Annotated in this window: 12 protein-coding genes; all 12 read left to right on the plus strand. The window is 46.3% G+C overall.

From position 1 onward, the window contains the following. The first annotated feature begins 56 nt into the window (after nucleotides 1–56). Nucleotides 57–1,010, plus strand: a complete 954-nt coding sequence (locus P2E05_RS03135; protein ID WP_004249385.1) for a DUF3150 domain-containing protein — start codon at nucleotides 57–59, stop codon at nucleotides 1,008–1,010. 61 nt (nucleotides 1,011–1,071) lie between these two features. Next, entirely contained in the window at nucleotides 1,072–1,512 is a 441-nt protein-coding gene (locus P2E05_RS03140) for a hypothetical protein (RefSeq protein ID WP_004249386.1), read from the plus strand. A 69-nt stretch (nucleotides 1,513–1,581) separates the two neighbouring features. Then, a complete protein-coding gene (locus tag P2E05_RS03145) occupies nucleotides 1,582–3,237 on the plus strand; it encodes a VWA domain-containing protein (protein WP_004249387.1) in 1,656 nt (551 codons plus the stop codon). An 83-nt stretch (nucleotides 3,238–3,320) separates the two neighbouring features. Continuing rightward, nucleotides 3,321–3,818 carry a RadC family protein gene (gene radC, locus P2E05_RS03150; protein ID WP_000797298.1) on the plus strand — a complete coding sequence of 166 codons (498 nt, stop codon included), beginning with the start codon at nucleotides 3,321–3,323 and terminating at the stop codon, nucleotides 3,816–3,818. Further along, nucleotides 3,818–4,159 carry a hypothetical protein gene (locus P2E05_RS03155; protein ID WP_024008818.1) on the plus strand — a complete coding sequence of 114 codons (342 nt, stop codon included), beginning with the start codon at nucleotides 3,818–3,820 and terminating at the stop codon, nucleotides 4,157–4,159. Before radC ends, P2E05_RS03155 begins: the two co-directional genes overlap by 1 nt. Before the next feature lie 90 nt (nucleotides 4,160–4,249). Then, on the plus strand, nucleotides 4,250–5,323 hold the full coding sequence (locus P2E05_RS03160; RefSeq protein ID WP_004249390.1) for a DUF7146 domain-containing protein: 1,074 nt from the start codon (nucleotides 4,250–4,252) through the stop codon (nucleotides 5,321–5,323). A gap of 89 nt (nucleotides 5,324–5,412) precedes the next feature. Continuing rightward, nucleotides 5,413–6,165, plus strand: a complete 753-nt coding sequence (locus P2E05_RS03165; protein WP_004249391.1) for a hypothetical protein — start codon at nucleotides 5,413–5,415, stop codon at nucleotides 6,163–6,165. A gap of 19 nt (nucleotides 6,166–6,184) precedes the next feature. Continuing rightward, nucleotides 6,185–7,828, plus strand: coding sequence for an McrB family protein (locus P2E05_RS03170; protein WP_004249392.1), 1,644 nt, complete (start codon nucleotides 6,185–6,187; stop codon nucleotides 7,826–7,828). 3 nt (nucleotides 7,829–7,831) lie between these two features. Next, the gene (locus P2E05_RS03175; RefSeq protein ID WP_004249393.1) at nucleotides 7,832–9,259 is read left to right on the plus strand and encodes a 5-methylcytosine restriction system specificity protein McrC; all 1,428 of its coding nucleotides are present in this window, start codon (nucleotides 7,832–7,834) and stop codon (nucleotides 9,257–9,259) included. Nucleotides 9,260–9,499: 240 nt separating this feature from the next. Further along, nucleotides 9,500–10,444, plus strand: coding sequence for a thioredoxin family protein (locus tag P2E05_RS03180; protein WP_004249394.1), 945 nt, complete (start codon nucleotides 9,500–9,502; stop codon nucleotides 10,442–10,444). Nucleotides 10,445–10,446: 2 nt separating this feature from the next. Further along, nucleotides 10,447–11,835 carry a conjugal transfer protein TraH gene (locus P2E05_RS03185; protein WP_004249395.1) on the plus strand — a complete coding sequence of 463 codons (1,389 nt, stop codon included), beginning with the start codon at nucleotides 10,447–10,449 and terminating at the stop codon, nucleotides 11,833–11,835. A gap of 3 nt (nucleotides 11,836–11,838) precedes the next feature. Continuing rightward, nucleotides 11,839–15,408, plus strand: a complete 3,570-nt coding sequence (locus P2E05_RS03190; RefSeq protein WP_004249396.1) for a conjugal transfer protein TraG N-terminal domain-containing protein — start codon at nucleotides 11,839–11,841, stop codon at nucleotides 15,406–15,408. Nucleotides 15,409–15,432 lie beyond the last annotated feature (24 nt).

Here is a 15,432-nt window from a genome sequence, read left to right on the forward strand (position 1 = left end):
GGGGGCCATTGCTCCTGTTGGGAGTGGTGCGTCCCCATCTCGCATGAGGATGCACTATGAGTATTCAAACCCTCGACAAACTTTTGATTTGTCACATCGACTGTTCCATCTGGAGCGGTAGAAAAAAACTAAGGCCTGAAGATTTCAGACTAGCCAATGGCAGCCAACTTCCACCGAAGGATGTTGCCAGCTTAGGGAGTAAAAAAATTTGCGACCCTGAGGCATTGGCGAACTTTGAAAGGCTTAAGAAAGAAGCGCAGCGCTTGTGTGAGCAAGTCGGTGTGCGGTTTTTAGGTGGCTATGCCGTCCCTGAGGACCGAATTGATCAGATTGTTCCAGAGCTTGACCGGATCGGTCAGGAGTTTGCGCAGTGCAAGCAGTTGTTCTTGGACAACTATGATCAGGTGACGTTTGACTGGGTTGCAAAACACCCGGAATTTGCAGATGCAATCCGGCGTGCGCTGTCACCCATTGAAGATGTGGAACAACGGCTTCAGTTCGATTATGCCATCTATCGAATGCAACCGGCTGAACAAGCTGGTGGCTTAGATGACAAGGTCAATGGCATGGGACACACCCTCTTTAGGGAGGTGGCTCGTGATGCCAATGAACTGTTTGAGCGTTCCGTTGCAGGTAAGAATCAAATCAGCCAGCGAGCCCTTAATCCTCTGAAGCGGTTAAGAGACAAGTTGGATGGTTTGTCATTCCTGGATCATCGAGTCCAGCCGATGGTCGAAGCGATGGACAATTTATTTGTTCGTCTGCCGAAGACCGGCCCTGTGACAGACAATCTCTATCACGAACTGATGGCGACCATTTTAATTTTGTCTGATCCAGACAAGATGAGAATGCACGGTGAAGGTCAATTGGATATCAGACAACTGATGCCCAAACCTGAACCTAAACCCGCACAGCCAGTATCTGCTCAGCCAGATAACTTATGTGCAATACCACAACCAACCGTCAGACCAAACCTTGGTTCGACTGTACCAAACTCATTTTATTTTTAACGTCCTTGAGGGCATGTCGCCCTAAAGGGCGCATGTCCTCTGAACTATGTAAGAGGAAATTATGCAATCAACCATCCATAACCCCAGCCAACTGAAGCAGTTTGAAGCACATTTTCGTGGTGTGACTGATGCGGTTGAAAGTGAATCGATACCAGAAGTGGCGTGTTGTCGAACGTTAGTACAACGGTCGTACTCAACACATAGTGTCGTGATCCCAAAGAACCCTGTGCTGATCGCAGATGCGGACGCACAAGGAGCTTGGGTAACGGCCATGGTGTTTGTTCCAAACATGGCATTGCAGCAAACCGCTTTTGAGCGGGCCTGGCTGCAATATCAACACGAGGTGTCTACTCAGTTACAAGACCAGTACGGTCTGACATTGGATGACATCATGAGTTTAGATCAGCTTAAAACGTCATTTGAGCAGCACGAGAATCCAGCTCAATTGGTGGCTTGGTTAGGTCAAAAATACGACCTGGATAAGCTAAAAGCACTGGTTTAAACACTTACATTCCCAGCGGGGAAACGCTCCCGCTGAGGGAGTATTCCCCCTAATGATTAGGAGACTTCCATGAATCATCCATTAAAAAACGCACTGCCAATCGTTGCCGCCGCTTACGGCGAAAAGTTTGGTGTGAAGGTGCTTATTCAAGGACAAGATGCGTTTACCGATGGTGAGCGGATTGTGATCCCAACAGCAAACCCAGACGACCCACACTATCAACAGATAGCTTGGGGTTATCTGGCTCATGAAGCGGCGCATATTCGGCATACCAATTTTGACATGGTGAAGAAGGCGTCGTCTAAGCCGATCCGTAAGGCACTTCTCAATATTATTGAGGATGTGCGCATTGAAAACGAATTGGCAAAGGATTACCCCGGAACCCGGCGCAGTATTTCGCAAGTGATTGAATACATGGTGGACACACAGCAAATGTGTGTACCTGAACAGCCTGAGCCTGCATCTAACTTGCAAGCCTGGTTGTTGTTTCGCTTGAGATGCTATTTTCTGGGCCAGAAAGCGCTGACGCCTTTGTATCAAGCTGTTGATGAAAGAGTGAGACAACTCTTTCCTGCCGCAGCGATGAGCCGGTTAAGCGCCATGCTGACAGCAGTGCCTAGCCTGGCATCTACAGGTGAAGTGCTGAAACTTGTCGATGCCATCGTTGCCATGTTGGAAGAAGAATCTCGTCCACCACAGGATGAGTCTGATGCTGATGGCGGTGATGACATTGGACAAGATGCGAGTAATGACAGCAATAACAGTAGTGACAGTCAAACCCCGGAAGCAGACTCGTCTGCAATGGGGGATGCTGCTGAAACGGGGGATTCAGATAACTCTGATCAAGCTGACAATTTGCGACAAGCCTTAGAGGCCAGTGCCGCTCAGTTTGAACCCGATACCTTTGCCCAAGTGGCAGAAGTGTTGTCGGAACAAGCTGAAGGACATCAGGGCGTCACTCCACTCAGTTTGCCCCAAGCAGAGCAGGCTATGTTGGGTGATGAGGCCATTTTGACCTTATCGGCGTCTGAGTCCGCTCAAATTCGAGCCAGGCTTAGGGGAATGGTTCAGTCCAGTCAGGACAATCGGAATCATGCCAAACGGCACGGTCTTCGAGTTGCAACCCATCGTCTTGCTGCCTCACAAGCAGGTGAATCGAGATTGTTTATTCAAAGGCAGCCGCGCATTGCGCCTAATGCTGCTGTGCACTTGCTTGTCGATATATCGGGCTCAATGGGTAAGCCCATTGGCGAAGGTAATCGCAAGTACTTTTATGTTGCCAATGAAGCCGCTTTGGCTTTGGCCATGGCATTGGAAGGTATACCGGGTGTTGTACCTGCGGTCAGTTATTTTCCTGGTATTCATCAGGAAGTTTCTATCGCGTTATTGCCCAAGCAATCGGTTCGACATCGGGCCGCCTGTTTTGACCAAAAACCACGAGGTTGTACGCCTATGGCACAAGCGATGTGGTTTGCGGCAAACAGTTTGTTAGCACAAAAACAGAAGCGAAAGCTAATGATAGTGCTAACGGATGGTGACCCAGATGATTGGGCTGCTACGCATGACATTGTTGACAGGTGCAGACGCAGTGGCTTTGAGCTACTGGGGATCGGGATTCAAACACGCAGTGTTGAGAGATTCTTTCCACAAAGCATCGTGATTAACGACGTCAAAGATCTAAAGCGTGAGTTATTTGAAGTAACACAACAACTGTTAATTCAGTAACCACATCAATTTTACCACCCTGCGGGGACGATTCCGTCCCCGTCTGGGCATGGGTTCGTCTCCGCTTTTTTTGGGAGACTCCTATGAAAAACAGAAAGTTCTTAGCTGGCGAAGAAGCCGGTACTTATATCGTTCCTGAGCAAGTGACTGAAGCGGATATCTTAGATATGGCGCTCAAGCTTGCCCGTGGTCGATTGAGTAAAGGTCGCAAAATTGAACAGCCATCGTCGGCGTTCTCATACCTGCAAACACTGATGCACGAGTATGAGCACGAAGTCTTTGGTGTGCTGTTTCTTGATACAAAGCATCGCGTTATTCGATTTGAAGAGCTATTCAAAGGCACTTTAGATGCGGCGAGCGTGTATCCAAGGGAAGTAACAAAACGAGCGCTAGAACTTAATGCGGCAGCAGTGATACTGGTTCATAACCATCCATCGGGTGATCCTGAACCCAGTGAAGCTGATAAACGCATCACTCATCGACTCCGTGACGCCTTGTCACTTGTTGATATTCGAACGCTTGACCATGTCGTGGTCGCATCCGAGGGCTGCGTTTCGCTTGCCGAACGCGGTTATCTTTAATGAATGGGCGCATTGCCCATTCTCCTTCATCACAAAAGCAGTCCCATCAACACACGTCATCACAGCTCGAATTTCTATTTGAGTTTGATGATGCCCCAGTCACTTGGTCTGACACGGAAATCTGGCAGTTACGCGAAGGCATTCTTTTGGATGCGATCCGTGTGTTGCTGGACGGTCGTGTCAGCACTCGGTTGCGCAAGGATGTGTTGTCGTGGATTCAAAATGACGAATTAACGCCATTTTGCTTTCGTGTTTGCGCGATGGCTGCGGTTGTCGATCCTGATGTGCTTCGTGAGTCCATCATGTGGCTATTAAGACGACATGGTATCCAGCTTGACTAACGCTCCTGTATTAACCGAACGGCTAATGCAGGACCTAAGCTGACTTTTGCCACCTGTGGTAGGAGTCGGCATTTTATTTAAGGAGGTTATATGGCGTTACCTTTACAGATTGAAACAGTGAGGCCATATCTTAATGGCCAATGGCTTCAAATACTGGCGGCGTTGGTGCCAGAACTTGATGCCGCTATTGCTCGAAAAGGCCGTCATGTGGCTTGTCCTGTTCATGGCGGTCGTGATGGCTTTAGGCTGTTCAAAGATGCTGAATATACCGGTGGTGGCGTTTGTAATACCTGCGGTATCTTTCATGATGGTTTTGAACTGTTGTCTTGGATTAATGGATGGAACTTTGCTCAGTCTATTGAAGCAATCGGCCAGGTTCTTTGTATTCAACCCGGACAAATACAAGCCCCTATTCGGCCAATACCGAGTAACGCAGTTGATTGGAAGGCTAGAAAGCAGGACGAGGACAAAGCGATTATCCATCGCTTGAATCAAACCTGGGGAGAAACGTTTTCTCTTGCAGATACTCGTGCGCAACCAGTTTGGAACTACATGCATCGTCGTGGCATTGTTACCCGGCTTAGTCCTGAATGGGATTCGGTGCTGAGGTTTCATCCAAACTTGCCTTACCATGATGAAGATGGCCTGTTTATCGATAGCTACCCAGCGCTGCTAGGTAAAATCGTTACTCAGCAAGGGCGTTCGGCCACGTTTCATCGGATCTACCTAAGTGAAGATGGATTCAAAGCGCCGGTTGAAAAGCCTAAAAAGATGATGCCGATACCAAGTGACAGAACAATCACTGGTGGTGCCATTCCTATAGGTGAGCCTGGTGAAGTACTAGGTGTTTCTGAAGGTATAGAAACGGCTTTAGCGGTTACCAGAGCAACGGGGCAAACATGTTGGTCGGTTGTGAATGCAACGCTACTGGCTAGGTTTGAACCACCAAGTAATGTGAAAATGCTGTACATCTGGGCAGATCACGATCTCTCTGAGACCGGCCTGAATGCAGCGAATGAACTCAAGAAAAAAGCCTGGAAAAAAGGCATTCTGACACAAGTCTTGATCCCTCCTATACCAACGTCACTCGGCGTGAAAAGTTGGGATTGGAATGATGTGCTGAATGTTTACGGTGCCATGGGCTTTCCTAAAGTTCATATCTGATCCAAGGGGCTTCGGCCCCTTTTTTTGCGCCTTGCATATTTGAAAAAACATGGAGAATGAAAAATAGATAACCAATAGGAGAAACAAACATGATGGTATTAACCCTGTTAACAAAGCAGATTGATGGTGAGTTTAAGGTTTACTGGAAGACCGGACTTCGAAGAGGTGGTGAGCTAAAGGTCGATTTAGGTGAGCAATACGACAAGCTACCTGAGCAGCAAAAGCCAATTGCAGCTGAGCTTTATGCTATTCATCACCTACTGTCAGTGAAAGAGGTGATGGGGAGTAACCGAAGCGGTAATGGGCTTCAAATCCGAGTCAGTAAAGGAGCTATCAAAAAGTTACAGAAACAACGCTCAACTCAGCATTCACTTTACAGCCTGACTAGGTTTTTGCTCACTCGATACCAGGAAGCACAGATCTCGGTAGAGAAGCGGGACGATTGGCTCTCACATTCCTTCGAAGAATACAGCGTCGATAATGCTACAGTGAGAGAAATCGATGAGGTCATCAACGTTCCGAATATTGGGCCTGTCGTGGTGACTCGTCACGCGCTAGAACGATTTGTGGAACGGCTTTCAGACGGCGTACCTAAGCATCCTTGGAAGGCTTTGACTTCAAGGTTATTTAGCTCATCATTGACAAAAGCAATTTTGCCTGAAAAGGTAGCTCTTCATAAGAACCAAAAATATAGTAACAAAGCTGATATTTGGCGGCACAGTAACAGTGATTTGCATTTTGTGGTCGTTCCGTCAGGAGCGATGAAGACTTTGGTTACTGTTTACAGGCTAAATGAGTCTCTCACAAAAGCGCAAAATGAATTCAAGATGTGTGTCCGATAATCCAGTAACAAGGGAATAAATGAAAAGTAGACTGAAAAACCTATATAAATATCTTATTGAGAACAGGAAGCATGAAGTCAATGGATGGCACAAAGCCTATCGTGACTTTTACAGTCAGGTCGCTCAAATCCGTGAGCGAATCACATCTGGAGAAGGCTTGTCTCAAAATGATGAAGCCTTTCTGAAGCAGTTACTCTATGAGAAGAGCAACGGTATCGCTTCTCGCGGACAGTCAGTGTTGAGCAATGACAACTTCCAGTCATTCATTAAAAACAAGAATTTCATATCCGCATTAGAAAAATTTATATTGATTCCAAACAGTGAAAACTTCACGATTTTTTCTGATTCGTGGTCTAACCAAGGTAAATCCAACAACCCTGTTCTCGTTAATCGAGTGGCAGCAGCTTGTACGCTCGAAGTCTCCACAACGGTTGATTCCGGTAAATTTAATCAGGTTTTTAGTTGGCTTATACGCGAAGGAATAATTCCAGCATACCCAGCAGAAGAAAATCAAAGTTGGTTTGCTAAAAACATTTTTCTATTAAAGAGCATCAAAAGCGAGTTTGATAATGAGCTTCGGGAAGGTAAAACTGATGAGTTTTATCTTAGTCAGTTTGTTTGGGTGCTTTACGAGAATTTGTCAAACCCATTCAGTTTAAAGAAGCAGATTGTTAAATACGGTGCGCCGGGGACAGGGAAAACTTATCAAGCTCGCCTGCAAACTTCGCTCTTGTTTGACATCTGGAAAGAGGAATTTGCTCCCTACAGCCGTCTCACACATGCAAGTCAGATTGAGTTGGTTCAATTTCATCCTTCTTTCAGTTATGAAGACTTTATGGAAGGGCTACGTCCTGTTTTGGACAGTGATGGGAACTCTCAATTAACGTTGCAAAATGGTGTTTTTAAAGAGTTTTGCCGAAGCGCTGGTAAGTGGGAAATCGATGTGTATGGGCTTGGACTTACTCAGAAGTGGGAGTCTCTTACTATCAAGGAACTTCTCCCGTTTAGAGAAAAGTTATCAGGCGAGCATTGGCAGGATATTTTCGAAATATCAGATATATCCAAGCTTGTATCGGAAGCAGTACCACCATTTTTCTTTATAATTGATGAGGTAAACCGAGCTGAGTTGTCTCGCGTTTTTGGTGAGTTAATGTACTGTCTGGAATACCGAGGCACTAGAGGTTGCGTTAAAACCCAATATTCCAATCTGAACAATGAACATACTGGTATGCTTAAGGACGCACAAGGGTATTTGTTCTTCATCCCAACAAACATCTATCTTATTGGAACGATGAACACGATAGACAGAAGTGTCGAAAGTTTTGACTTCGCTTTGCGTCGAAGATTCCGTTGGGAAGAAGTGGTGCCTGATATGGCGCTATTGAAATACCATTTGAACCAATTTTGCAAAGCTTGGCTGCCCTTGGTGGATAACCTTGAACGCTTGAATGAATTGATAGCTAAAGAACCTTTGCTTGGTAATGATTACCAAATTGGTCATGCCTATTTGATGGACTTGAAGTATGCAACCAGCCTTACAGTTTCGGAGGTACGAGAGCGTGTATGGGATGATTGTATTCGTCCGTTATTACAGGAGTATCTTCGTGGAACAGGTAAGGAGACTGAACTGATTAGCTCCTTCGGAAAGGCATTTGGGGTTTAAACTGTGTGGCTTTTCGATATCATTAAGAACGGCACACTGGTCGATAACCAGTCCTATTTTGTCAGCGAAGGCATTTTGACAAATAGACGTTTAGGAAAGTCGATAACCCTTAGTGCCAAATCAAAAGGACAATGGACCTATCCTCATAACGACGAGTCTGCAATTTGGCACTTTTTGAATTCGGTATCTCGTGATGTCGAAAAAACGCTGAATGATAATATTTCCGATGCTTTAATACTCTTCAATGATGAAGATTACGAACACAATACAGATGGCGGTTTCATCGGTGTCTCTGGTACGGATGCAAGAAATTTTAATCTCGACACGGGCAATCTAATCGGATTTGTTAAGCGAGGAGATTACTCTCTGAAGATCAGCTCACGTTTTGGTGATGCTTTCCTTCAATACATCATTGCAGATGCCGATGGATTTCTCGAATTAGAAAACATTGGAGGAGAAAGTCACGCAGACGGTTACGAGTGGCTTTTAGCATATCTATGGAACATTAAGTTTAAGAGAGCATACCGCCTGGGCTTGCCAAAGACTTATATTACAAGAAATGATCGTATTTCCCGCGTAAGGGGAACTATAAATGCTACAGATTATTTCCAGAATAAGTCATCTGGAAAATATTTATGCTCGTACCGAGAGCACAGCTACGACAGCCCTGCAACTTCACTTTTTATAAAAGCTTATGAAGCAGTCGCACATTACTCATTTTGTCACCAAACACGAAATATCTATAGTGCATTTCTGACTGCCAATCAGGGGATTAAAAGGTCACAGCAAGAAATTTTGAGGACTTCTCATTTCACCAACCCTTTCTACAATGATTATAACGTGCTCATTGACTTATCTAAGCAAGTCATTGACCGGAAGGGCTCTGATTTTGATTCGCAGCAGGATTCGAGTGCTTTCTTTTTCGATATTTCGATGTTGTTTGAATATTTCATTCGTAAGCTCATTAAGCGAGATGGGCTACGCCTGCTAGGTAAGTTCGAGCAACGTCAGCAAATAGCATCTGGTGCTCTCAGTGGTTATATGAGAAAACTTGAACCTGATCTTGTTATAGAAATCGATGAGAGTTTATTCGTATTTGATGTGAAGTATAAAGCATTTGATTCACAATTTGGGGTGAAGCGTGAAGATCTTTTTCAGCTACATACTTACATAGGGCAGTATGGAAATGTTGCCGCAATCAAGGGATGTGGATTTATTTACCCTATATCAGAAGAACGATGGGCTTCACTTAACCTTGAAAAAACACAGGGTGTGATTTCAGATATTATTCACCAGCAAGGACAAGAGATACCGTTCCATGTGCTTTTTCTAAAAATCCCTGAAGATACGTATATTGATTTTAATAGGAAAATGAAAGAGCAGTGCAGCATTTTTATTAATGCCCTTTATTCTAAGGTTTTTAATCGGTGACGTTTTTTTGTGGAGAAAGGCCATTGTTCAACGAAATGTCATTTTTTTGAAGTCGAGATTGTTTATTGAGTTGGGTATCAGTTTTATATCATAGGCATTATCGAGATAGTGACAAGTCAGCTGAGTTGGGTTGACAGTTCCCTATAGTCAGAAACACACACAATTCCTTCATCTATCTGGCCAATGGCACTGGCGGGGATCTTTAGCATGTTAGCTCTGTGAAATTTTCTGGAGCTGACAATGAGAACCCCTTTGTTACCTTGGTTCATCCTATGGGTGACCATCCCAATCATTATTTTCTTTCTATTCATCTTGCCCGCCCATGCTAGTGATGGGCAATTCTATCAGCGTGGCCAGGAAGGCTGGTTTTGGTATCAGGTCATTCCTGAGCCAGCGGAGGCTGAAGAGCTTATTAAGCCGGAATCTGGTGCGGCAGAGTCGATTCAGAGCGAGCTGAAGCCCTTCAGTGCTGCCTGGTTTCGTGAGCACATGCAGTCGTTCATGGACAAGGCAATTGATGAGCCTACGAATGAGAACGTCAGAGCCTATCTGTACCTCCAGCGCGTCATGATGGATAAGGGCTCACAGTTTGCTGATGTTAGTCAGCAGGTGGTCATGGGTGATCCAGTTTTGGATGAAATCAGTCGCAGACCCTTGGCGACCTATGCTGCCAATCGGATGGATCGAGAAGCTGGCGCTCAACGGGATGTTGCTTTAGGTGAGGTAGCAAAACGGGCTGGCTTGTTCTTCTTCTATCGTTCGGATTGCCCTTATTGCCACGCTCAAGCGCCTATCATCGAATCAATGGCTTTAAACTACGGTTTCGAGGTATTTGCTATTGCTGTCGATGGCTTGCCTTTACCGGGTGGAGAGTTTCCCAATTTCAAAGTCGATTCAGGACAAGCTCAATCATTGTCCGTTACGACTGTCCCTGCCGTGTTCTTAGTTGATCCACCTAATGTCATCACTCCCATTGGTCAGGGTGCAATGAGCCTTGATGAGCTCAATAATCGAATTATTCTCGCAGCCCATCAAGCCGGTTGGATTGACGATCAAACTTACTATGCCACCAGACCTGTTCAACCCGGCGTGTCACTCGCGATGTCAGCCCAAGAGCTTAACGAAAAGATATTACAGGACCCTGAGTTCCTTGTTCGCTATCTGCGTGCACAAGGAGGGTTATAACGATGAAAAAAGTAATCCGAGTATCGCTAATCGCCTGTGCGATTGGTTTTTCATCTATGAGCCAAGCAAGCTTGCAACAGGAGATGAACCAGTTGTTTGGTTCAATGACCAACACCACTGCGCCAGGTGTATTCGAGAGTCAGCGGCGTGGCGTTATATCTGGTGGAAGCGTTGTTGTCCGTAACAGAATCATGAACGAGAACCTCGTCTCTATGGTGCCTCCGTCATTCCAAGCCGGTTGTGGTGGCATTGATATGTTCGCGGGAAGTTTGTCATTTGTTAACGCGGATCAGTTTGTTCAATTACTTCGCTCTGTTGCTGCAAACGCCAAGGGGTACGCATTCCAATTGGCGCTCAGTGCTATGTGTGAGAAATGCTCCCAGCACATGGAGACACTGCAAAAGAAAATCCAGCAGTTGAACGAGTATTTTGGCAATTCCTGTCAAATGGCTCAGGGAGTCGTGAACGATACCCTGGCCGCTTTTGGTAAAAAGGGGCAAACAGAAGCCAGTATGTTGAGCTCACTTAAAGGGGCTGGAGACGTTTTTACCAGTTGGAGTGAGTCCAATGGTAAGAACCCATATGAGAATGCTTCGAGTGTCGCGGCATCTGATGTGAACAAAACGATTAAAGGCAACTTGGTTTGGCGAGCACTGAAACGTCACTCGGCATCAAGCTGGTTTGCATCTGGGGATGACCGTTTTCTTGAAGCGGTTATGTCCGTGACGGGCTCGATCATCGTTGGTGATCTAGCTAATGCGGCTGATGGTCAAGGTAAAGCCCCAAAACTGACCAGACTGAATGGCAATAAAGTGACTATTGAGCATCTAATTCATGGCGGTAACGTCGCTATGTACCGATGTGACACAGTGACACAAGACGGCTGTCTAAATCCGACAATCACTAACGTGACCCTAGCCGGGTTATCAACTCAGGTCGAAAATTTACTTCTTGGTACAGGTTCTAGTAACGGCATTATTTTTAAGTTTGCTCGAAATACTGGGGCAGCTAGCACCACCGAAAAGGCTTTTATGACCTCGGCTCCTGCAAGCATTGGCGGCATGATTCGAACACTTTCTGCATTAAATGAAGGGGCTGCTAGGTCGTTTGCTTCAAGAGCTGCGCCATTTATTGCTGTTGAGATGGCCCGAGCATTGGTTGAAGACATGCTCAATGCAGCTAGAAGTACCTCCGGTGTGGAAGATCATGCCTATGCGAAGTTATTAACGGAAGACCTTGAACGTGCACGTCGCCAAATCAATGAGGAGTACGCTGCGTTGCAGCGAAGATACGGCTCAGAGCAAGAGTTGCTGGCACATTTTAACCAGGTGATTCAGACCATTCGCAAACAGCGTTATTACACCGTTAAATCTACGGCACTGGGGGAATAGGTCATGTGGGAGATCTATTCCATCGGGGATTCGGCATTTTTAGAGCAGGTCCTGAACGCTGTCGCGATGATAACTGGTACAGGCGACTTTACTTCAATGGTTCGCATTGGCTTGCTCATTGGGGTATTGATGGTCTCTGTTCAGGCCTTAATGCAAGGCGGTCGTGGGATTAACTTTCAACACGTTTTAGTCTCATGGCTAGTCTTTGCAACCATGTTTGGACCCAGTACCCGAGTGAGCATTGAGGATGCGTACACGGGACAAGTTCGAGTGGTTGATAATGTGCCCATCGGTGTTGCTGCCGCAGGTAGTACGATTTCGACTGTTGGCTTTCAAATCACGCGATTGTTTGAAACGGCGTTCTCAACTCCCGCCATGACGGAATACGGCTTTGCATCCAGTTTACAGTCACTGATTAAAGTGAGAAAACAGGTGATGGATCGCTCTGGTTTGGGTGATGCAAATCGTGTCGCCGGTTCGGACATCGAGCAATCGTGGTTTAACTACATCAAAGAGTGCACCTTGATTGGTATCGACATTGGCCAAAAGAATCTAGATCAGGTGCTGAGTGATCCTAACCCGATGACTGCGATTAGGTTTGATTCGCGCATTTATGGCACTCGAATCATGCTCAGTGGTAGCAGTAGCGATCTGGACTGCACCGACGCTTACAGCCAACTGAAACTCATGACAGAATCAACCTTCATTCCAAGGCTTAAACAGGTTCTGTCGGCCTCATTGGGGACTTCGTCAGCAACGGACACTGATGACGTGATCCGAAATGCACTGAATAATCTTGGTTTGGCTTCGGTTAACACCCAAGAGTACATGAGCGCGTCAGTGCTTTTGCCTATTTATGAGCAAAGCGTGACGGGCAAGTATATGGATGATCAAGCTTTCACCGCAGCCGTTATGGTTAACCAAGCGATTGAGCAGCGCAATACGCAATGGGCGGCGGAGCAGACCTTGTTCCAAAGTATCGTTCGTCCGATGATGACGTTTTTTGAGGGTTTCATTTACGCCATCACCCCATTGATGGCCTTTGTGATAGCCCTTGGCCAAATCGGGATGCGAATGGCCGGGAAGTACTTGTTAATCCTGCTTTGGATTCAACTTTGGATGCCTGTCATGGCCATCATTAACCTGTATATTCATTTAACCGTTGCAGGGAAAATGTCGGCTCTTGATGCCTTTGCAGGTACAGAAGTGCCATCTTTTGCTGGGATGATGCAGATGGATTCAGTGCTGCAAACCTGGATAGCTACTGGTGGCATGTTGGCGTCGAGTGTTCCGGCTATTTCGCTCATGCTCGTTTATGGCTCAGCAATAACCGCTACCCACTTGGCTGGGCGTCTTCAAAACGGTGATGCCATTGATGAAAAGCTGGCTAGTCCAGATGTCGCGAAAAATGCCCCGGTAATGCAATCACAGTCAATGTTCCAAAATTCAGCCCTTACGGGTTCTGCTATGACCGGCGCGTCAAACCTACTAAGCAGTTTCTCTGTCGGAAACGCAGTGGGGTCAATGGTCGGCTCTGCAAAAGAATCCATGACTCAGGCAACTCAAGCCTTTAGCCGTCAGGTTGGCAATACCATGAGTCGAACTTTTGGTGAAAAGCTAAGTTACGACAATCTATCTTCAGTTGGACGTCAAATCGGTTCTTCTAATTCCGCATCTAGCGCCGTTGTTAATCAGGTCACTGATGACCTTCAAACACGGTATGGTTTCGGAGACGATAAAAAAGACGCTGTACGTGGCTTGGTATCGGGCGTGCTATCGGGAGGCCTAAGGATCGGTGGCGATGGAACTATTACTAATCCCGGTGAGAAAGAAGTTGCTGATAAGGGCTTTCTTGGAAGGCTTCTTGGTACTGGCGGCAATGATTCTCCACAGGGCAACTTGCCAGGAGTCGATAAGCCAGACTCATCTCGTGTACCAAAACTATCAAGGGTACGAGCAGGCTTGGATTTAGGTGGTAACTTTAGTGGCCAAGTTGAGTCATCAGAGGGCAGTTCTCGATCTACGACCGCAAATACGCTCACTGGGGAGATGCAAAGCTTGGCATCAAGTGATTCACGACGTGCTGAGTTTCGCGATGCGATGGTTAAGGACCTTTCAGATTCAAGACGCTCTGGCGTTGAGATGTCGTTGTCTAATCAAGACTATCAGTCACTTCAGAGTTCAGCACAAGACGTTATCACGGCATCAAACCGCTTTAGTGAGCTTGATCAGGCCAGCTACAGTCTATCAGGACAAAGGAACACGGATGGTGCGACGTTAACTCGATTAGCAGCGGATAATCCTGAAGTCATGGATTATTTAGGTCGCTATATGAACCAGCATGTTGAAGCAGGTAACCGATTACGTGAAAACCTTCCAATGTATCAGCGCTTGCTACCTGATGATAATCAGGCGTATGTGGCCGCAGCTATGGAGTCTTTAACCTATAGCAACTCCTCGACGCCCGCTGAACGAGACAATGACTATCAAGCAGCAATGACTGTTATGGCCATGGCTACCGGAGCCGATTTACGATCTATTCAGCCACGCTCTAATGAAAGCTTGTCATCAACTGCACCTACTTTTGGTGGCACTCAAAGCCAAGTTGAATCCGGTGTTCTGGGAGGCTATGGGGATGCTGCAACAGTTCAAACGCAGTTCAATTCGGCTCAATCCGCTTACCAAACCAATCTTTCTGGTGTAGATGGACAGCTGAATGCGCATCAGCAACAAGCCCAGCAGGCCGTAGCTTCTGACACAAGTACCTATCAATCTGGACTAAACAGTGAAGCTGGCTCTCAGTGGCGATCTCGCATTATGGCTGATGATAGCGGAGTCTCTGGTGCTGAAATGTTCTTCAACAGCGCCAGTGCTATTGGTGATTTCAGTGGTAAGCATACTGATGCAGCACTACATACCTTGAATCATTTTGGCGAAGACTATGAGAGTTACAAGGAGAAAGCCCTTGCAGAACCTGGCTCACGAGGTTTCTTGCACAATGCAACGGTGGCCAGCAAATCAACCTGGGATGGGTTAAAAGCAGCCGTTGATGCCGGAACCTCTTTGGAAAATCCTTTGACGGCGTTTAATGATGCATACAGTGGATCGAGTTCGCAGTATGCCTCCGAAGTTAACTGGGGCACTAAGTCTGAAGCCATGTTGGCTGGGGCATTCGGTGCGGCAGTTAACAATCGATACGGTGAGTTTTTAGAACAGTACGCCGATGATTTTAAACAGGAAGCATACAGCGAAGGGCAGAGAATGGGATTGACCCCGATTCAAAGTCAAGTGTTCGCTCAAGCTTTCAATGAAGGTTTGGCGGGGCGCGTATTCAACTCTGAAGACTCATCGAGTTGGTCGCCTGAAATGCTAGGTCTAAGGGAGCAAATGCTAAATGAGTATCGTCAAAAGGATGAGAGTGGCGCTTACATTTCTGACAGTGTGTCCGAAGAAGATAAAGCATTTGTGGATAAGCAGATAGCGGTGATCTCAAATGCATCGCTTGCGGGAGATTATGCTCAGAACAACTTGATCGATATTAGGGCTTATAACCAGGCATCAGGAAGGAACTGAAAATAGAAGGTAGCCAGCTTGTGG

Origin of the sequence: Providencia stuartii (genome assembly GCF_029277985.1) — a bacterium.
In the GTDB taxonomy this organism is placed as follows: Bacteria; Pseudomonadota; Gammaproteobacteria; order Enterobacterales; family Enterobacteriaceae; genus Providencia; species Providencia zhejiangensis.